Source organism: Actinophytocola sp., assembly GCF_045807065.1.
Taxonomy (GTDB): Bacteria; Actinomycetota; Actinomycetes; order Mycobacteriales; family Pseudonocardiaceae; genus Actinophytocola.
In genome coordinates this window covers 1-18,839 of record NZ_JBJMIE010000456.1, presented here as the reverse complement: position 1 = coordinate 18,839, position 18,839 = coordinate 1, and the positions used below count along the sequence as shown (strand labels likewise).

Genomic DNA, 18,839 nt, shown 5'->3' with positions numbered 1-18,839 from the left:
GTAGGCGACCGGTCGCTCCGGCGTCGCGGGGCCGTCGTGGGCGGGCCGCTTGAGGTCGGCGTTGATGCGCTCCTCGAGCGCGGCGGCGCGCTGGAGGAAGCCCTCGTCCTGCGCGGCGGCGAGGAGGTTCGCGGTCGCCGCCTCCTGCAGCTGCTTGACCGGGTTCTCGGCGACGCGCTCCCAGCGATCGGGATCGAGCTCGCGGAAGACATCCGGGCCGTCGGGGTCCCACGCCCAGCGGTAGTTGTAGGCGATGCGGGCGAGGATGCCCAACGGCTCGGGGAGCCGGGTGGCGAGGGCTTGGGAAGCTCGCTCGAGGTCGCGACTGCCTGCGTGCACGTGGGCCAGCATAGGTCTTCAGGTTCCCGTCCTGCGGGCCGATACCCTTGTAAGTCGCAGGGCCGAGCCTTCACCCTGCGCAGAAAGGAGGGTCCACATGAGGATCCTTTGCCTTCGCTGTCTTCGGCTGTGGCCGTCGGAGCGTTACGCCGAGCGGGCGTCGTGCCCGCACTGCGGCGGCGCGCTCGACGCCCAGCTTCGTTAGGAGAAGCAACGCCGGGCGATCTGGATGATCGCCCGGCGTTTGGTGTTTAACGGCGCCTGGCGTGCGGCTCGAGCGCCGGATTCGCGTACCCGCTGTCGGCGTGGTTGAAGTTGGTCGCGGGCGGGACGATCGCGTCGATCGCGTCGAGCACGTCGGCGGGCAGCACGGTGTCCGCGGCGGCGAGCTGCGAGCGCAGGTGGTCCAGCGTGCGAGGGCCGATGATCGCGCTGGTCACGCCGGGGTGCGCGGTCACGAAGCCGAGCGCGAGCTGGATCATCGTCAGGCCGGCCCCGTCGGCGAGTGCGGCCAGCCGCTCCACGGCGTCGAGCTTGGCGCGGTTGGCGGGGACGGCGGTGTCGAAGCGTTGCGGCATGAACGCCGAGCGGCTGGTCGTGATCTCCCGGCCTTCGCGGATCGCACCCGACAGCCAGCCCGAGGCCAGCGGGCCCCACGCCAGCACGCCGAGCCCGTACTCCTGGGTGACCGGCAGCACGTGGGCCTCGACGCCCCGCTGCAGGATCGAGTAGCCGGGTTGTTCGGTGACGTACCGGCCAAGGTGGTTCTCCCGGGCGGCCCACTGGGCCTGGACGATCCGGTAGGCGGGGAAGGTGGAGGAGCCGAAGTAGCGGATCTTCCCGGCGCGCCGCAGGTCGGTCAGCGTCGACAGCGTCTCCTCGTCGGCGGTCAGCGGGTCCCAGCGGTGGATCTGGTAGAGGTCGACGTGGTCCACGCCGAGGCGGCGCAGGCTGTTCTCGAGCGCGGTGACCAGCCAGCGGCGCGAACTGCCCCGGTGGTTGATCTCGTCACCCATCGGCGAGTTCGCCTTGGTCGCGAGCACGATGTCGTCTCGCCGGCCGGCGATGGCCTTGCCCACCAGCTCCTCGGACTCGCCGGCGCTGTACCTGTCGGCGGTGTCGATGACGTTGATCCCGGCCTCGAGCGCGGCGTCGACGATGGCGGTGGCCTCGTCCTGGGTGGTGTTCCCGAGCTGGCCGAAGTTCATCGCGCCGAGCACGAGGGAGCTGACCTGTACGCCGGTGCGGCCCAGCGTGCGGTACTGCATGTCTTCTCCGTAAGATAAGCGGAACGTTGCTCCACCTAACATACGGAACAGTGCTCCGCTTAGCAAGCGCCGCGACGAGAGGAACCGGGACGGTGGTCGAGACCCCGCGGAAGAGAGCCGACGCCCGCCGCAACGAGCAGACCCTGCTCGACGCGGCGGCCGCGGTGTTCGTCGTGTCCGGGGTGGACGCGCCCGTCCGTGACATCGCGGCCAGGGCCGGGGTCGGGATGGGCACGATCTACCGCCACTTCCCGACCCGGGCGGACCTCGTCATCGCCGTCTACCGCCACCAGGTCGACGCCTGCGCGGAAGCCGGACCGGCCCTGCTGGCGAGCAGCCGCACGCCGCACGCCGCACTGGGGCGGTGGGTCGACGTCTTCGTCGACTTCCTGGTCACCAAGCACGGCCTCGCCGCGGCACTGCGGTCCGACAGCGCCCGCTTCGAGACGCTGCACGCCTACTTCCTCGACCACCTCGTGCCCGTGTGCGCGCGGTTGCTCGACGCTGCGGCCGCCGCCGGCGAGATCCCCGCGGACATCGAGGCCTACGGACTGCTCTACGCCGTCGGCAACCTGTGCGCCGGCGGCGAGGACGACCCCCGCTACGACGCGCGTCGCATGGTGCAACTGCTCATCGCCGGGCTGCGGCACGCGCCGCAGCGCGGCGGCGACATGTCGTGACGGCGTTGTTCACCGCACGGGCGGCTGGCCGAGCACGGCCCACCCGTGGGCGGGCAGCACGGCCCGGCCGCCGCGCAGCTCGACCTCGCCCAGCAGCGCTTTCCCTTGCGGCACGGGGAGAGTGGCCGGCGCGTCGGCGAGGTTGAGCACCGTCGTGAGGCGTTCGGTGCCGTTGGTGGTGTCCAGGACGGCCGCCGTGTTGGTCAGCTCCGTCGCGGTCGTGCGGGCCTCGTGCAGCCAGGGGTTGCGCCGGCGCAGGCCGATCAGGTCCTGGTGCAGGCGGAACGTGGGGGCGCCCCACGGGGCCAGGCCGCCCGGCTCCTCGGGGAAGGCCGGCCGGACCGCGTCGTCGCCGCCCGCGCGGTCCTCCTTCACGCCGCGGAAAGCCTGCTCGTCGCCGTAGTAGACCGCGGGGGTGCCGGCGACGGTGAACAGCACGGCGAGTGCGTGCGGCAGCAGGCGCTGGTCGGTGAGGCGGGTGGCGATGCGGGTGACGTCGTGGTTGCCCACGAAGGTGAACGGCACGAAGGAGTCCAGGTAGGACGCGTGGCGTTTCAGGGCCCACGCCAGCTCGAACAGGTTGCGGTCGTTGAGGCTGCTCCAGATCGCCTTCCACAGCTCGTACTGGGTGACCGCGTGCATGCCGGTCTCGGCGACGGTCGCCGCGTAGTCGCCGTGGATGACCTCGCCCACCAGGTAGGCGTCCGGGTGCCGGCGGCGCACCCGCGCGAGCACGTCGGCCCAGAACGGCCGCGGGGTGGCGTAGGCCGCGTCCAGGCGCCAGCCGTCCGCGCCCCTGTCGAGCCAGTGGCACATCACGTCCGTGACGTACTCGCGGGTCGCGGGTGCGTCGTGGTCCAGCGTGATGAGGTGGTCGTGGCCCTCGAACGTGCCCCGGCCCAGCAGTTCCGGCCGCGTGAACGAGCGGGCGACGTGGTTGAACACGCCGTCCAGCAACACCTTCAGCCCGTGTTCGTGTGCGGTGTGGACCAACCGGTCGAAGTCGCCGGCGTCGCCGAGTCGCGGGTCGATGCGGTAGTGGTCGACGGTGTCGTACCCGTGCGTCTCGGCCGCGAAGACCGGCCCGAGGGCGAGCCCGGACGCGCCGAGCCGGACGGCGTAGTCGAACCACGACGCCAACTGCCCGAGCCGGTGGACGATCTCGGGTCGCGCGTTCGGCTCCGCGCCGGTGAAGCCGAGCGGGTAGACGTGCCACCAGATGGCGTGGCGGACCCAGGACGGCTCGGTGCTCATCGCTCCGCCAGCCGATCCATGATGACGGCGGCCAGCCCCAGGACCTCGACCTCCAGGTCGGGTAGCTCGTCGAGCGCCGCCGCCAGCCAGGTGTCCCGGTGGGCCATGTCGTGGCGCAGCACCTCGGCACCCGCGCCGGTCAGCTCCAGGACCGCCACCCGGCGGTCGTTCTCGTTGAGCGAGCGCCGAACCAGCCCGGCCGTCTCCAGCTCGGCGAACACCCGCGTGAGCGACTGCGGCTGCTGCCGTTCCCCCGCGGCGATCTCACCGGGACTGCTCGCCCCGTTGCGGCGCAGGTAGCTGAGCACGCCGATCTTGTTGCTGCTGAGCGCCTCGACCGGCCGCTCGGCCCGCAGTCGCCGCGCCAGCCTGGCCACGGCCCCCCGCGTCTGCTCGGCGACGGCTCGCCGTTGTCCCGGAGTCACGGAGAGATACTAAGGGATCACGTAATATCTCGCCGCGCGAGGGTGCCGCCGAGACCGGCGTCGTCGTCCTCAGAGGCTCTCCAGCCTGGCTGGTACGTGTTTGTGCCATGGCGTACCGGCCCATTCGTCGCGGTCTTCGGCGGCGGTCAGCTCGTTCGGGGCGACACCCGTTCGGTCGTCCACCGTCAGGCCCAGGCCGTTCGGTAGGGAGATGTGGCCCGGCAGCATCGCGTCCGTGGGATCCACGGCCACCTCCGTGCTGCCCCGGCGCGTCGTCAGGCGGACGCGGTCGCCCGCCGCCACACCCAGTCGGGCCGCGTCCGTCACGCTGATGCGCAGGCGGCCCTCCGGGTCGCGGCGGCGCCAGCTCGGGTCGCGCATGATCGTATTAGCCGTGAACGCCCTGCGTTCGCCGGCCGACAGGACGAACGGCCAGTCGGGGTCGGACCGCGGGGCCGGGCGGTCCCGCAGTGCCGCCACCGCCGCCAGCAGCTCCGGCACCTCGAGCTGGATCCGCCCGCGGGACACGCGGTCCCACGACGCCGCGTAGTCGTCGTGGGTGATCTCCACGCCGTGGGCGCCGGAGACGATCGCGTCGAAGAGCTGCTCGCCGGCGAGCACACCGGTGCCGTAGCCGGCCTTCGCCACGCCGGTCGGGTTCTTGCGGGCGCACTCGTGCGCCGCCAGCCACAGCACCGCGGCCGCCGCGGCGTCGTGCGGCAGCGTCGGGCCCAGCGTGCGGTACAGCAGCACCGGCGCCAGCCGCCGCTTCGCCGGATCGGCGAGCGCCGCGAGGAACGCCTGCCCGAACTCGGCCCGGCCCCGGGCCGCGGCCGCGCGCAGCGGTTCGTAGTCCGCGGCCGTCAGCGCGCCCGACGCCTCCACCAGCCGGGCGTGGATCTCCGGTTCTCCCAGCACGCCCTCCAGTGCCGGGACGACCGGGTGCCGCAGGTGGAAGACGTTGCGCGGGAAGTCGAAGTTGAAGAACGTCGCCTCGAACTTCTCGAACTGGGTCGGTGCGGGCAGGACGTAGTCGGCCAGCCGCGCGGTCTCGGTCATCGCCACGTCGATGACGACCACCAGCTCCAGCGCACGCAACGCCTCCCGCATCCGGGCGGAGTCCGCCAGCGAGTGCGCCGGGTTCGCGCTCTCCACCAGCATCGCCCGGTAGCGCTTCGGGTGGTCGGTCAGGATCTCCTCGGCGATCACGTTGCACGGCACCAGGCCGCTGATGATCCGTGCGCCGGCCACCGGGCTGCGCGGGCCCTCGTCGCCGGCGTACCCGCGGTCGCGGCCGAGCGGCACCAGGCTCGACGGGACGTACTGCGCACCCCGCTTGCCGAAGTTGCCGGTGAGCAGCCAGACCAGCTTCTCCACGTAGCTGACCACGGTGGAGTCCCGGTTCATCTGGACGCCGAGGTCCTCGAACACGGCGACCGACTCGGCCTCGGCGATTCTCGTCGCCACGGCACGCACGACGGACTCGTCCACACCGGACACGGCGCAGTACTCGGCGATCGGCACCTCGCGGAGGACCGACGTGACCGCGTCGAGGCCGTCGGCGTGTGCCGCGAGCCAGTCCGCCGCGACCAGATCCTCCCGCACGAGCACGGCCGCCAGCGCCGTCAGCAGGTAGACATCCGTGCCCGGCCGGACCCGCAGGTGGAAGTCGGCCAGCTCCGCGGTGTCCGTGCGCACCGGGTCGATCACGACCATCGACCGGGCCGGGTCCTTCGCGATCTCCTTCAGTACCGAGCGGGCACGCGGGAAACCGTGTGACTGGTAGGGGTTCTTGCCGACGAACAACGCGACCTCGCAGTGCTCGAAGTCCGCGCGCGTCATGTTGCCCAGCATGCGCGCGCTCACCCAGAACTCGCCCGTCTTCTCCTGCGCGAGCGCGGACGAGCGGTAGCGCGCGCCGAACGCCCGCAGCGTGGCCGCCGAGTACGCGCCGCCGAGGTGGTTGCCCTGCCCACCGCCGCCGTAGTAGAAGATCGTCTCGCCGCCGTGGGTGTCCCGGATGCCGCCGAGCTTCGCGGCGATCTCGGTGATCGCGGTGTCCCAGCCGATCTCCTCGAACTCACCGTCAGCCCTGCGGCGCAACGGTTTCGTGAGCCGTCCGGTGTGGCCGTTCTGGTAGGAGTCCAGCCGCAGCGCCTTGTTGCACGTGTAGCCCCCGGACGCCGGGTGCAGCTTGTCCCCGCGGATCTTGTCGAAGGAACGGCCGTCGGCGCCGACGAGGATCTCGATGCCGCAGTTGCACTCGCAGAGGATGCAGGCGCTGGGTTTCCACATCAGCCAGGCTCCAGTTCGCCGAGTAGGGGCGCGATCTCGGTGTGGACGTCGTCGAGGGGGGTGAGGTCGCGGCGGGTGCGGCAGAGGATGATCGCGCCCTCGAGCGCGGAGACGATCAGCGTCGCGAGCCGTTGGGCCCGGTCGTGCGGGAAACCGTCGGCGGACAACGCTTCGCGGAGGCTGTCGTGCCAGCGCGCGAAGATCTCCCGCACCACCGCGGCGGCGTCGGGGATGATCTCCCGGCTGTCGATGGCCATCGCGACGACCGGGCAGCCGGCGCGGTAGTCGGTCTTGGTGAGCGCCCGTTTCCAGAAGGCGACCAGCCGCTCGACCGTCCGCCGGACGTCGCCGTCGGCCACGGACTCGTCGACCAGCGCGGTGATGTAGTCACCGGCCTGCCGTACCGCGCCGAGAACCATCTCGTTCCGGCCGCCGGGGAAGTGGTGATACACCGACCCGCGCGGCGCGCCGCTGTGCGCGAGGACCGCGTCGACGGTGACACCCGCCGCGCCCCGCTCACGGAGCAGCAGCACGGCGCTGTCCAGCATCCGTTGCTTCGTGCTGCCCGGCGTGCGCCTCTGGCTGGTCACGACTCGGGATTATGTCATGTTACATAGTGACGCACCAGGGGGTAGAAGTACCGCGTGCGGGACTTCGTCAAGGGTGTGGGCCTGTTCGGGCGCGGCGTCACGATCCTCGTCCGGCGGCCGCGGCTGCTGCTGCTCGGCGCGCTGCCGGCGGTGCTGACCGCGTTGCTGTTGCTCGGCGGGATGATCGCCCTCGTCCACTGGATCGACGACCTTGCCATGTGGGTCACCCCGTTCGCGGACGGCTGGGCGGCGGGCCTGCGCACGGCGGTCCGCGTCGCGGCCGGGGTGGCGCTGGTGGCCGCGGCCCTGGTGGTCGGCGTGATCGGCTTCTCGGCGCTCACGCTGGCCATCGGCGGCCCGTTCTACGAGACGATCGCCGAGAAGGTGGAGGACGACCTGGGCCGCCCACCCGCCGAGGCGGAGCTGTCCTGGTGGCGCATGCTGTGGCTGGGCATCCGCGACGGCGTGCTGCTCGTGCTGCGGTCGCTGCTGTTCACGGTCCCGCTGGTCGTCGCGGGGTTCATCCCGGTGGTCGGGCAGACCGTGGTGCCGGTGCTGCTCGCGCTGGTGACCGCGTGGTTCCTCGTGCTCGAACTGGTCGCCGTGCCGTTCTACCGGCGGGGGATGGACCTGCGGCAACGCCGGGCGGCACTGGCCAAGCGGCGCGCGCTGGCGCTCGGCCTCGGCCTGCCCGCGTCACTGCTGTGCACGATCCCGCTGGCCGCCATCGTCGTCATGCCGCTCGCCTTCGCCGGCGGCGTACTGGTCGCCCACGAGATCCTGCGCGACGAGTGAGATGTGTGCATTGCCCAACAGTTGCCTTTGGCACGATTTGTGGCGGGTATAACTGCGCCATGTCAACCGCGCCCGAGGACGGGCCACTCGCCGACGAGCAGGTCGACGCGGTCACCGACGCGTTGATGGCCGCCTCCCGGGTGCTGGTCGGGGTGTCGGCGCGGTCGATCGCGACCGTCGACGAGTCGATCTCCCTGCCGCAGTTCCGGCTGCTCGTCGTGCTGGTCGACGCCGGGCAGCAGAAGATCACCGAGCTGGCCGACGCCCTCGGGGTGAACCCGTCCACGACGACCCGGGCCGTGGACCGGCTGTCCGAGGCGGGGCTCGTCGACCGGCAGACCAACCCGCGGTCGCGACGGGAGGCGCTGGTCAGCCTGACCCCGACCGGGCGACGGGTGGTCGGCGAGGTCATGCGGCTGCGGCGTGCCGAGATCGCGGACATCGTGGCGCGGATGCCGCGCACCCACCAGCGCGGGCTCGTGCGTGCGCTGGCCGCCTTCAGCGAAGCCGGCGGCGAGCCGCGCCTCACGCCCCCACGGTGAGCGTGTCCAACGCAAACGACGGGTGTGTCCAACGAAACGTGACGTCACGTTTCGTTGGACACGCCGGTCCGGCGGGTTGGACACGCGGTTGTTTGCATCACGCAAGAGTCGGCGTTTGCTCGGGTCGATGAGGGGTAGTCGCGTCCTGAAGGAGGAGGTCGCGAATGGTCGAGAGGGACGGAATCGCGACGCCGTGGGGCACACGTACGCCGTACGGCCCGGGTGAGCGGTGGCCCGTTCGGGTTGACAGCCACCTCGCCGACGGACTCACCGAGGCGGACGTCGACGCCTGGGTGCCGACCGCGGCGGTGCTGCACTCCAACGGCGACGGCATGGAGATCGCGGTCAGGGACGGGCGGATCGTCGGGGTGCGTGGTCGTGCCGGCGACCGCGTCAACCACGGGCGGCTCGACCCGAAGGACCTGTTCGGGTGGCAGGCCAACCACGCGGAGGACCGGCTGACCGTGCCACTGGTGCGGGAGGGCGGGCGGCTCGTCGAGTCCACGTGGGACGAGGCGATGTCGCGGATCGTCAAGCGCAGCAAGGAACTGCTCGACGAGCAGGGCGCCAGCTCCATCGGCTTCTACACCAGCGGGCAGCTGTTCGCCGAGGAGTACTACACCCTCGCCGCGATCGCGCACGGCGCGCTGGGCACCAACCACGTCGACGGGAACACCCGGCTGTGCACGGCGACCGCCGCCGCGGCGCTCAAGGAGTCGTTCGGCTGCGACGGACAGCCCGGGTCCTACGAGGACGTGGACCACGCGGACGTGATCGCGTTGTTCGGCCACAACGTCGCCGAGACGCAGGCCGTGCTGTGGGAGCGGATCCTGGACCGCCTCGCCGGGCCGAACCCGCCCGCGCTGCTGTGCGTCGACCCGCGCGAGACACCGGTGGCGCGTGCCGCGACCGTCCACCTGGCGCCCATCCCCGGCACGAACATGGCGCTGATGAACGGCCTGCTGCACGAGATCCTCGCCAACGGCTGGGTCGACCGGGACTACGTCGACCGCCACACCATCGGGTTCGCCGACCTGGAGTCGATGGTCGGCGACTACCCGCCGGAGCGGGCGGCCGAGCTCTGCGGTGTGCCGGCGGACCGGATCCGCGCGGCGGCGGCGTTGCTCGGACACGCGGAGCGCCTGCTGTGCACGGTGCTGCAGGGCTTCTACCAGTCCCACCAGGCCACCGCGGCCGCGGTGGCCGTCAACAACATCGTGCTGGTGCGCGGCATGCTGGGGCGGCCGGGCTGCGGCGTGCTCCAGATGAACGGGCAGCCGACCGCGGAGAACACCCGCGAGTGCGGCGCCGACGGCGACCTGACCGGCTTCCGCAACTGGGCGAACGACGCCCACGTCGCCGAGCTGGCGAAGCTGTGGAACGTCGACGTGGACCAGATCCCGCACTACGCGCCGCCGACGCACCTCATGCAGATGATGCGGTACGCCGAGAACGGCACGTTGCGGTTGCTGTGGGTGTCGGCCACCAATCCGGCGGTGTCGCTGCCCGAGCTGGGGCGCATCCGGTCGATCCTGGCGCAGGAGCGGCTGTTCCTCGTGGTGCAGGACGCGTTCCGCACCGAGACCGCCGAGTTCGCCGACGTGGTGCTGCCGGCCGCCATCTGGGGCGAGAAGGTCGGCACGTTCACCAACGCGGACCGCACCGTGCACCTGTCGGAGAAGGCGGTCGACCCGCCCGGCGAGGCACGTGCGGACCTGGACATCCTGCTGGACTACGCGCGGCGCATGGACTTCCGTGACAGGGACGGGAACCCGTTCCCCGCGTGGCACGACCCACGGACCGCGTTCGAGGCGTGGAAGAAGGCGTCCGCCGGGCGCCCGTGCGACTACACCGGCCTCACCTACGAGAAGCTCCGGCGGGGTGGCGTGCAGTGGCCGTGCGACGCCGAACACCCGGACGGCACCCCGAGGCTGTACGAGAACGGCCGCTTCTTCGCGCAGCCGGACTACTGCGAGACCTACGGCCGCGACCTGATCACCGGCGCGCCGGGTGAGCCCAGCGACTACAAGGCCGCGAACCCGGACGGCAAGGCCATGATCAAGGCGGCCGAGTACCTCCCGCCGCACGAGACGCCCAGCGCCGAGTTCCCGTTCGCGCTGATCACCGGCCGCACGATCTACCACTTCCACACCAGGACCAAGACCGGCCGCACCCCGCAGCTCAACGCGGCCGCCCCGGACGTGTGGGTGGAGATCTCGGCGACCGACGCCGCGCGGGAACACCTCCACGACGGCGACCTGGCCGAGGTCACCACGCCGCGCGGCACGGTCCGCGCGCGGGTCCGCGTCTCGGGCATCCGCGACGGCGTGCTGTTCCTCCCGTTCCACTACGGCTACTGGGACACCGGCGACAAGGACGGCCGGGCCGCCAACGAGCTGACCATGACCGACTGGGACCCGGTGTCCAAGCAGCCGCTGTTCAAGACGGCGGCCGCCGCGATCCACCGGGTCGGCGAGGCCCCGGCGGTGCCGGCGAGCGCGCCGCAGGCACGTGTCACCGAGCGGATGGAGGCGCGGACGTGAAACTGGGACTGGCACTGCGCGAGCTGCACCGCGCCGAGAAGTCGCTGGCCCGCGACCTGCTGATGGTGTCCGACCGCCACGTCGTCGAGCACGAGATCCACCACGTCGCCCGTGATCTGGCCGGTTGGTCCCGTGACCACGTCCACGCCCTGGCCGTGGCGGGGGAGCGGTACGGCCTGCACCTCGACGACAGCCCGCCCGACCATTCCGGACCGCTGGCGGCCGTCCGGCGCAAGCTGAGCGAGCTGGCCGGCGGCCGCCCCGAGCCGGGGCTGTTGCTGCTGGCCGACCTCCGCCGGCTGCACCGCAAGACGGCCGGGGTGTCCCTGGACTGGGAGCTGCTCGCGCAGGGCGCGCAGGCGGCCAAGGACACGGACCTGGTGGAGCTGACGGCCCGTTGCCACCCGCGGACGCTGCGCCAGCTGACCTGGACGAACGCGATGCTGAAGACCCTCTCGCCCCAGGTCCTGGCCAGCTGATGAGACAGCCGATCGAACTGCCGCCGCTGTCTCTGCTGCCACCGAGCCCGCTGCGCGCGCTGGTGGAGACGTTGCACGGGCTGTACCAGCAGGCCGACAAACCGCCCCTGCGCGCGATCGACGAGTGGATCGTGGCGCACCCGGAGCACGACGGCGCGATCAGCAGGGAGTCGATCCGCCGCCTGCTGGTGGGCATCAACGTCCCGCGGCGGTGGGAGAGCGCCAGGAGCGTGTTCCTCGCGCTGTGCGCTCTCGCCGGCGCGAACCCCGACGAGCACGCCAGGACGTTCCGCCGCCAGTGGCAGGAGGTGGTGGCCGATCCGATGGCGGCCCGGCGCCCGTACTCCACCCCATGACGGCCCATGACGGCCGGCCGTCATGGGGTGGCGAAGGACCACGAGCGTGCCGCGCGCACAGTTGCCCGCGGTGGACGCGTCGAGGGCTACGTCAACGCGTCCGACGTGACTCTCACCGGGCCACGACGCGGACGGACTTCAGCTCCGCGTCGGCCGGGTCGGGGAGCTGCATGCCGGCCTGCAGGCCCGACCGCAGGTAGTCCAGCACCTCCTTGTTGATCACCTCGCCGGGCAGCACCGCGGGAGCGCCGGGCGGGTACGGGGTGATCATCTCGGCGCTGATCCGGCCGACGGCCTTGTCGGCGTCGACCTGTTCTGTCCGGCCGAAGAACGCGTCGCGGGGCAGCATCGCCGTCTCCAGCTCCAGCTCCTTCGGGGTGGGGAGGTCCACCTGAGGCGGCGTGGGCAGGTCCGCCTCGGGGAGCGCGGAGATCGCACGCAGGAGCGTCGCCGCGGTCGAGGGGTTGTCGGCGATCGTCAGGTGCGCGACGACCCGCCGGTGGTCGGCCAGGCCCAGCGTCACGCGCTGGTGGTCGCGGATCCAGTCGGCCGCCTGGTAGCCGCTGATGCCGAGCCCGGACACGTCGAGCACGATCTTGAGCGGGTCGTACACGTCGAACTCGTCCCCCATGACGTGGATGCCGGGGAGGTTCTCGAGGGCCGCGCGGGTGTCCTTGGCCAGGGCGAGCGCCGCGCCGAGCAGTGTCTCGCCGTGCTCGACCATGTGCCGGCGCCACCCGTCGAGCGTCGCGTACACCAGTGAGGACGGGCTGGTCGTGCCGAGCAGGTCCTCTCGGGTCTTCAGCACGGTCGGGTCCACGAGGTCGCCCTGCTGGTGGAAGACCGAGCTCTGTTCGACGGCCGCGCCGGACTTGTGCACGCTCGTCACGCACACGTCCGCGTCGGCGTCCATGCCCCACGGCGGCAGGTCCGGGTGGAACGGCAGGTGCGCGCCCCACGCCTCGTCGACGATCAGCGGCTTGCCGAGCTCGTGGCAGACGTCCGCGATCGCCTTGATGTCACCGCACGTGCCGTAGTCGGTCGGGGTGACCAGCAGCATGCCCTTGGCGTCCGGCTCCTCCTCGAACCGCCTGCGGACTTCGTCGACCTCCGGCGGGTGGGACAGGTGCCGCTCGGCGTCCCACTTCGGCCGCACCCACACCGGCGCCACCCCGGACAGGATCAGCCCGGAGATCACCGACTTGTGCGACTGCCGCGCGACCAGCAGCTTCTCGTGCGGACCGGCGACCGACAGCATCGCGCTCTTGATCGACAGCGAGCTGCCGCACGTGGAGAAGAACGCGTTGTCGGCGTGCACCGCGTCGGCCATCAGCTCCTGGGCCTGCTGCAGCACACCCTGCGACACACGCCGGTCATCGAGGCCGTTGACCGCGATCACGTCCGACGCGAAGACCGCCTCGCCGACGATGTCGAGCACGCGTTTGTCGACCCCGCGCCCCTGCCGGTGACCCGGCGGGTTGAACGGTGTGTATCCCTGGTCACGAAAGCCCTGCAGCGCCTCCAGCACCGGCGCACGACTGTGGTCCATGTAGGCGGTTACCCCTTACTGTTCCCGTCAAAGCAACACCCGCGTTCCGCCACCGGTCCTGTTCGGTCCGGAGCTGGTCACGCGCCACGCATGCGGCGCGTCAGCAGCCAGGCGACGCCACCCAGCGCGGCCACACCCGCCGCCGCGCCGCGTGCCAGGGTCGACGTCGTGGGTGCGGTGTCCTTGGCCTGGTCGTCGAACCGGCCGTGGGCGGTGTGGACCGAGCCCGGCTGGGCGTCGACCGGTGCCCACAGGTTGTTCGGCCGGTTCGTCTCCGCGTCCGCCGTCTCCTGCGACTTGTAGCCGGTGCGCGCGAGGTAGTGGTCGAGGAGCCCGGGGAAGATCTTGTTGGCGAGGATCGTGCCCATCGTGCTGCCGCCGACCCAGCGTTCGCGCCGACGCGGGTGGTCCGCCGCGTGGACGACCGCCCGCGCGGCCACCTCCGGCTGGTAGATCGGCGGGACCGGCTGGGGCTTCCGCGGCATCCGCGACAGCGCCCAGTCGAACTGCGGCGTGTTCACCGCGGGCAGCTGGACCACCGTGATCCGCACGGCGCTGCCGTCGTGCAGCAGCTCGCACCGCACCGACTCGGTGAACCCCTCGATGGCGTGCTTCGCGCCGCAGTACGCCGACTGCAGCGGGATGCCGCGGTAGGCGAGTGCCGAGCCGACCTGGACGACCACCCCGCTGTCGCGGCGTGTCATCCGGTCGAGTGCGATCCGGGTGCCGTGCACGTACCCGTGGTAGGTCACGTCGGTGACGCGCCGGTACTCCTCCGGCCGGACCTTCAGGAACGGGGCGAAGACCGCGGCGAACGCGTTGTTCACCCACACGTCGATGGGTCCCAGCTCCTGCTCGACGGTGTCCGCGGCCTGTTCGAGCGCCGTGTAGTCCGTGACGTCCGCGGTGAGGGCCAACGCCGCCCCGCCTGCCTCGGTGATCTCCGCGACGGCCGCCTTCAGCCCGGCGTCGCCCCGGGCCACCAGGGCCACCCGGTCACCACGGGCCGCGAACGCCTTGGCCACCGCTCGCCCGACACCGGCACTCGCACCGGTGACAACCACAACTCTGCTCATCCCATCCTCCCCGTGTCAGCAAAAGAGCTACCCGGCGGAGCGACTACCTAGTCCTGCCCGTCGGTCTTGGCGTGCGGCGTGCCGACCGTCTTGGACTCGGGTGAGCCGCGCTGGCGGAGGTAGATGCTGAGCACCACCATCGACCCGACGGCCAGGAACTCGGACTGCCAGTTCTGCAGCGTGCGGTTCCAGAAGTCGGCCGAGCCGAGGTACTCGAACCACGTCACCGTGTCCTCGTGGTTCGCCAGCTGGTCGGCGTTGTAGGTGACGACGCCGGCGACGGACTGGGCGAGCCACGACAGCAGGAAGATCGCCCCCATCGCGAGACAGAGGGAGTTCGAGAACATCCAGAGGCGCCACCCGACGGCGCGTGCCCACCCGGGGGAGTCGGCCGAGGCGTGCCGGCCCACGCGCTGCTTCTCGTCGCTCTCGGGGCCGGTCTCCGCCGGCAGCTTCGACTCCGGCGACCCGCGCTGGACCAGCCAGATGGTCGCGAAGATGTAGAGGAAGAACTGCAGGTACTCCGACTGCCAGTTCTCCGCGACGTCCGCGACGAAGCTGCTGGACGTCACGTACTGGAACAACGACACGGTCTGCGCGCCGTCGGCGATCTGCTGGTTGTTGTAGTCGGCGTGCCCGGCGACGGCCTGGCCGATCAGCGCGCCGAGGAACAGCAGGCCGAAGGCGATGCCGAGGCCGTTGTCGCGGAGCTTGCGTTTCACCCGTTCTCCCGTCACAGCCGCAGCAGCCCGATCACGACGAAGTAGGCGATCCCCAGCAGGATGACGGCCAGGTAGACGAGGAAGATCGGTCGGCGCATCTCAGCCACCCACCACGCACCGGTAGGGCGCGTCCCCGTCCGGCTGACAACCCGCGGCGGCCACCAGCCACCCGGTGTCGAACTCGGTGAGGAACAGGGTGCCGTCCTCGGTGTGCACCACCGCCTGGTCTGACCACGTGTCGGCGCCCTCGACGCGGCCGCCGAGCCCGTCCGTGGGCAGCGACTGCCTACACGGCTGCCCTTCGGAGGTGGTCAGGTCCTCGCGGGTGCGCGGGGTGAGTAACGCGCAGGCCGTCCTCGTGTCCGACCGGGCGACCGCGTCGAGGAACCGCCCGGCGGCGGCCTCGGCCTCGTCCCGCGGGCCCTGCGCGGCGCACGCGGAGAGCGTCAGGGTGCACAGGGCCGCGAGGCAGACCGCCTTCCTCATGCGGCGAGTGTTCCCTGGGGCCGACGGTCGAAACTCCTAACCGATCAAGCTCGAACTGCCTCGTCGCGGGTGTGGAAGACGCTCAGCGGCTTGTCCAGCCCCGTGACCTCCAGCGGTCGCAGCGTCGCACTACCCGCGGCCACGACCCGCAGCGCGGTGGTGGAACCGGCCTTCTCGTGCGCCTTCATCAACGCCGCCAACCCGGCCGAGGCGAGGAACGTCACGCCGAGGAGGTCGATCACGAGCACCGAGGGGCCCTCGTCCAGCGCGGCGAAGACGGCCTGCTCCATGCGCGGCGCGGTCAGCAGGTCCACCTCACCCGAGATGGCGACCACCACGGTCGCACCGCGGCGCTCGACCTCGACGCCCACCAGTGGCACGGCGGTCTCCGGAACCTCGGGAACGGTCATCAAGCCTCTCCTCTGGGGTCCCCGATGTCGTGCCGGCGCGGCACCGGTGCGGCTCCCTACCACGACATAGCGTACGCGCGCGGCTGGCAGCGGACCGCCGGGCCGGATCATGCCTGGCAGGAGTACGTGCCGACGGATGTCGAGGATGCACGACACCCTCGCGGCGTCGTGCCAGGCGGGCCGGCTCGGTGGGGACCGGAGGGGGTTACCTCGGCTGGTAGGTCATGCAGTTGGCGGTGTGGTCGCCGCCGCCCATGCCCACCCTGATGTCGGCGGCCGAGCACTCCAGGCTCTGGTTGTGCACGCAGTCCACCCGCGAGCACGCCCCGACCTGCGGCACGACCCGCGGCAGCCCACCCTTGGCGTCGAGCGGGACGAACGTGGCGCAGTCGGCGGCCCCGTTGCTGCCGCCCACCGTGATCGCGAACGCGTGGCACCCGCTGTGCTCGTTGTACGAGCACGAGCTGACCGTGCACTCGCTGACGGCAGGCATTTCGGTGGTGGTCATTCGCCGTCTCCTTTCGGCATGAATTCAGTTCGGTACACAAAGAACTGTGCCAGCGACCTGGCCACTCCGCATTTCGGGAAGAATTAGGCAACGCTAACCTAATGCGATTCCGAGGGGTCGGCATTGTTCTCCCGGAGCTGAGGGCGCTCCCCGCCGGGCGTGGCGCCCGCCCGCGACTGGATGACGCCGAGCTCGATCGTCAGCCCGACGGTGCTGATCGTCGTCCGGTCGGCGCGGGTGCAGGCCTCGGTCACCCGCGGCCGGCCACGTGCGCCAGAACCGAACGCGCCCGGCCAGCGTCTCCTGGTCATGACGACACGCACCACCGAGCAGCACACGGAACCGTCGCCGCGGCGTTCGCCCTGGCTGTGGGGTACCGCCGTCGCCGTGGTGGCCGTCGCCGTCGTGGTCGCGATGATGTCGTTCACCGGGCACGCCGGCAACGGTGACGGCGCGGCGGCCCCCGGCACGGCGACCGGGTCCGCCGAGCGGGGCTACGACCTCAGCAGCCCCGCGTCGGCCGCGAAGTCTTTCGCGTCGGCCGCCAGAACGGGCTCCGGGGACACCCTGCTGGGCCTGACGTGCGTCGGCCGTCTCGCCTGCGTGCGGGAACACGCCGCCGGGGCCAGCGAACCGCAGGTCGAGGAGGCGCGGAACACCATCCGCGAGGGCGTGTTCGAACTGGCCGAACACCTCAAGGGCGTCGAGTTCACCGCGGCCGTCGACGGGGAGGAACCCGGCACCAAGAACGTCCCGTACCGCACCCCGGCGATGACAGGCGACGCCTACCTCTCACTCACGTTCATCCAGTCCGACGGCGACTGGCTGTACTACACGCCGCTGTGAGTCACCCCGCGCGCGGCGCGATCCGCAGCTCCGCGCGGAACGGGCTGTCGACCTGCCCTCCGTCGGGCGGGTAGGTGAACGCCGTCCGGTGCGGTCGATCCCACTGCCGTGGATGGTCGTCGACGCGCCGGCGGCGCCCACCTCCTCCGTGAAACTGCCCGACGCGGACGTGGCGAGCGCCAGGGGCGTCTCCACGAAACCCGAGAGCTGTACCCGCGCACGATGTCTTGCCCCCGGCTCCCACCGGCAAGTGACAGCACGACGGGTTCACCGACGCACCGCTGAGCCGAAGACCATGATCTGGATGCGTCGTACCGGGGAATTCCGCGAGCAGGCGACGAAGAAAAATCATGTCCACATGCTCATCCCTCCCGGGGAAAGGAAACAGTGGCAGGGGAGACGCTGAACAACCGAAGGCCGCGCCACCGCGCGCGACGGAATCCTGTGACCGAACCGCAAGAATCAGCTCGGTACACCGCCGGTGAGGAAACGCTGACCCGTGAGATATGACTCACCTGCGGGATCCCTGAATATGTGACGCATGAATGTGTGTACAAACTCCGTCATCTCGTGGAGATATCACGCGCGGATCGTGCGCCCCGCCAGCGTCGCCATCAGGTGTGCCTCCGATTCGCCGAACGTCACCGCCAGCGACGGTCCCCTGCTGATCTCGAACCGCCAGCCTTGTGTGACGCACCATCACCTAACTGTTAATGGCAAGCGTGTCACTCGAACGGAGTCACGGTCGCGAGGAACTTCCGGGTCGGTGGCTCATCCGGTTTGATCTTTTCGCGGTGCCGCGCCGCACTCCCGGCGGCCTGGGCGCCTGGCACGACCGCCACTCCCGTCGGAAGTTGTTAACCGATCGTTCTCGTGGCGACGGACTTGCCATCTTTATGACATTCTCAAGCTTCTCCCACTGCCCTCGGGCTATGGCTGATAATCGATGACGTCGGACGGTGACGCCGGTGCCCGAAGACGCCCTGAGGAGTTCCCGCATGCCACAGCCGTTGGCGATGTACTGGACCATGGTGTTGGTCGACGTCGCCAACTTCACGCATCCCGGCCGGACGCGCGCCCACCACGCCGCTGTGCACGACGGCCTCTACAAGGTGCTGAACAAGGCGTTCACCGAGGCGCGGATCGACTGGGCGGCCTGCCACCGCGAGGACCGGGGTGACGGCGTCATGATCCTGGTGCCCGCCGACGTACCCGCGGTCGTGCTGGCGGACCAGCTGCTGGAGCGGTTGGTGGCCGCGTTGCGCGAGCACAACGCGATACACGTCCCGGAGGCGTCGATCCGCCTCCGGCTCGTGCTGCACTCGGGCCAGGTCCTCTTGGACGAGAAGGGTGCGGTGGGGCCGTCGCTCAACTTCGCCTTCCGCCTGCTGGCGGCCCCGGTCGCGAAGAAGGCCTTGCGCGAGTCCACCGGTACTCTCGTGGTGGTCACGTCGGACGCCTTCCACGACGATGTCATCCTCCAGGAGCCGGTCACCGCGCCGAAGTCGTACCGGCGTGTCCACGTCGAGTTCGACAGTTTCAAGAGCGGTGCGTGGCTGCGGCTGCTAGGGGAGTCGCCCGAGGTGCTCGACCTGTTCTCGGACGACGAACTGGAGCAGGTCCGCGACTGGCTCTCGGACGTGCGGGTGGAGAGGTTCGCCGACATCGCGCGGCGG

Annotated in this window: 20 protein-coding genes and 1 pseudogene; 8 read left to right on the top strand and 13 right to left on the bottom strand. The window is 70.9% G+C overall.

The window, feature by feature from the left end; all coding sequences use genetic code 11:
• The coding region (locus tag ACJ73U_RS26785) for a DUF3417 domain-containing protein (RefSeq protein WP_407780479.1) at positions 1–339 on the bottom strand (339 nt) is incomplete at its 3' end.
• 251 nt (positions 340–590) lie between these two features.
• Positions 591–1,607 carry an aldo/keto reductase gene (locus ACJ73U_RS26780; protein WP_407780478.1) on the bottom strand — a complete coding sequence of 339 codons (1,017 nt, stop codon included), beginning with the start codon at positions 1,605–1,607 and terminating at the stop codon, positions 591–593.
• A 92-nt stretch (positions 1,608–1,699) separates the two neighbouring features.
• Between ACJ73U_RS26780 and ACJ73U_RS26775 the strand changes: the two genes are divergently transcribed.
• Positions 1,700–2,287 (top strand): TetR/AcrR family transcriptional regulator, encoded by a 588-nt coding sequence (locus ACJ73U_RS26775; protein WP_407780477.1) that lies wholly within the window; start codon positions 1,700–1,702, stop codon positions 2,285–2,287.
• Positions 2,288–2,296: 9 nt separating this feature from the next.
• Here the strand turns inward: ACJ73U_RS26775 and ACJ73U_RS26770 are convergent, their stop codons facing one another.
• From ACJ73U_RS26770 to ACJ73U_RS26755, 4 genes are all read right to left on the bottom strand, one after another.
• Positions 2,297–3,541 carry an alpha-amylase family protein gene (locus tag ACJ73U_RS26770; protein WP_407780476.1) on the bottom strand — a complete coding sequence of 415 codons (1,245 nt, stop codon included), beginning with the start codon at positions 3,539–3,541 and terminating at the stop codon, positions 2,297–2,299.
• Entirely contained in the window at positions 3,538–3,966 is a 429-nt protein-coding gene (locus ACJ73U_RS26765; RefSeq protein ID WP_407780475.1) for a MarR family winged helix-turn-helix transcriptional regulator, read from the bottom strand. The genes ACJ73U_RS26770 and ACJ73U_RS26765 overlap by 4 nt, the downstream gene beginning before the upstream one ends.
• A gap of 69 nt (positions 3,967–4,035) precedes the next feature.
• Positions 4,036–6,261, bottom strand: a complete 2,226-nt coding sequence (locus ACJ73U_RS26760; protein ID WP_407780474.1) for a molybdopterin-dependent oxidoreductase — start codon at positions 6,259–6,261, stop codon at positions 4,036–4,038.
• Positions 6,261–6,851, bottom strand: coding sequence for a TetR/AcrR family transcriptional regulator (locus tag ACJ73U_RS26755; protein ID WP_407780473.1), 591 nt, complete (start codon positions 6,849–6,851; stop codon positions 6,261–6,263). Before ACJ73U_RS26755 ends, ACJ73U_RS26760 begins: the two co-directional genes overlap by 1 nt.
• A 54-nt stretch (positions 6,852–6,905) precedes the next feature.
• On the opposite strand from ACJ73U_RS26755, the gene ACJ73U_RS26750 reads away from it, so the two are divergent.
• From ACJ73U_RS26750 to ACJ73U_RS26730, 5 genes are all read left to right on the top strand, one after another.
• Positions 6,906–7,646 carry an EI24 domain-containing protein gene (locus ACJ73U_RS26750; RefSeq protein WP_407780472.1) on the top strand — a complete coding sequence of 247 codons (741 nt, stop codon included), beginning with the start codon at positions 6,906–6,908 and terminating at the stop codon, positions 7,644–7,646.
• Between the two features lie 59 nt (positions 7,647–7,705).
• Complete coding sequence (locus ACJ73U_RS26745; protein WP_407780471.1) at positions 7,706–8,188, top strand: MarR family winged helix-turn-helix transcriptional regulator; 483 nt, start codon at positions 7,706–7,708, stop codon at positions 8,186–8,188.
• A gap of 164 nt (positions 8,189–8,352) precedes the next feature.
• Positions 8,353–10,731 carry a molybdopterin oxidoreductase family protein gene (locus ACJ73U_RS26740; RefSeq protein ID WP_407780470.1) on the top strand — a complete coding sequence of 793 codons (2,379 nt, stop codon included), beginning with the start codon at positions 8,353–8,355 and terminating at the stop codon, positions 10,729–10,731.
• Positions 10,728–11,210, top strand: a complete 483-nt coding sequence (locus ACJ73U_RS26735; RefSeq protein WP_407780469.1) for a hypothetical protein — start codon at positions 10,728–10,730, stop codon at positions 11,208–11,210. Before ACJ73U_RS26740 ends, ACJ73U_RS26735 begins: the two co-directional genes overlap by 4 nt.
• Entirely contained in the window at positions 11,210–11,566 is a 357-nt protein-coding gene (locus ACJ73U_RS26730) for a hypothetical protein (RefSeq protein ID WP_407780468.1), read from the top strand. The genes ACJ73U_RS26735 and ACJ73U_RS26730 overlap by 1 nt, the downstream gene beginning before the upstream one ends.
• Positions 11,567–11,678: 112 nt before the next feature.
• Here ACJ73U_RS26730 and ACJ73U_RS26725 read toward each other — a convergent pair whose 3' ends face one another.
• The 7 genes from ACJ73U_RS26725 to ACJ73U_RS26695 form a co-directional block, all read right to left on the bottom strand.
• Positions 11,679–13,115: an aminotransferase class I/II-fold pyridoxal phosphate-dependent enzyme gene (locus ACJ73U_RS26725; RefSeq protein ID WP_407780467.1), complete on the bottom strand. Its 1,437-nt coding sequence runs from the start codon at positions 13,113–13,115 to the stop codon at positions 11,679–11,681.
• A gap of 77 nt (positions 13,116–13,192) precedes the next feature.
• Positions 13,193–14,191, bottom strand: a complete 999-nt coding sequence (locus tag ACJ73U_RS26720) for an SDR family oxidoreductase (RefSeq protein ID WP_407780466.1) — start codon at positions 14,189–14,191, stop codon at positions 13,193–13,195.
• Positions 14,192–14,238: 47 nt separating this feature from the next.
• Positions 14,239–14,913, bottom strand: a complete 675-nt coding sequence (locus ACJ73U_RS26715) for a DUF6766 family protein (RefSeq protein ID WP_407780465.1) — start codon at positions 14,911–14,913, stop codon at positions 14,239–14,241.
• A 99-nt stretch (positions 14,914–15,012) separates the two neighbouring features.
• On the bottom strand, positions 15,013–15,399 hold the full coding sequence (locus ACJ73U_RS26710; RefSeq protein ID WP_407780464.1) for a hypothetical protein: 387 nt from the start codon (positions 15,397–15,399) through the stop codon (positions 15,013–15,015).
• A 44-nt stretch (positions 15,400–15,443) separates the two neighbouring features.
• The gene (locus ACJ73U_RS26705; protein ID WP_407780463.1) at positions 15,444–15,809 is read right to left on the bottom strand and encodes an STAS domain-containing protein; all 366 of its coding nucleotides are present in this window, start codon (positions 15,807–15,809) and stop codon (positions 15,444–15,446) included.
• A 205-nt stretch (positions 15,810–16,014) separates the two neighbouring features.
• Complete coding sequence (locus tag ACJ73U_RS26700; protein ID WP_407780462.1) at positions 16,015–16,317, bottom strand: DUF1540 domain-containing protein; 303 nt, start codon at positions 16,315–16,317, stop codon at positions 16,015–16,017.
• A gap of 98 nt (positions 16,318–16,415) precedes the next feature.
• Complete coding sequence (locus tag ACJ73U_RS26695) at positions 16,416–16,628, bottom strand: hypothetical protein (protein ID WP_407780461.1); 213 nt, start codon at positions 16,626–16,628, stop codon at positions 16,416–16,418.
• Here ACJ73U_RS26695 and ACJ73U_RS26690 point away from each other — a divergent pair.
• Together ACJ73U_RS26690 and ACJ73U_RS26685 are read left to right on the top strand one after the other, a co-directional pair.
• Entirely contained in the window at positions 16,627–17,163 is a 537-nt protein-coding gene (locus tag ACJ73U_RS26690; protein WP_407780460.1) for a hypothetical protein, read from the top strand. The genes ACJ73U_RS26695 and ACJ73U_RS26690 overlap by 2 nt on opposite strands.
• A gap of 998 nt (positions 17,164–18,161) precedes the next feature.
• A pseudogene (locus tag ACJ73U_RS26685) lies at positions 18,162–18,839 on the top strand (hypothetical protein); the annotation flags it as partial.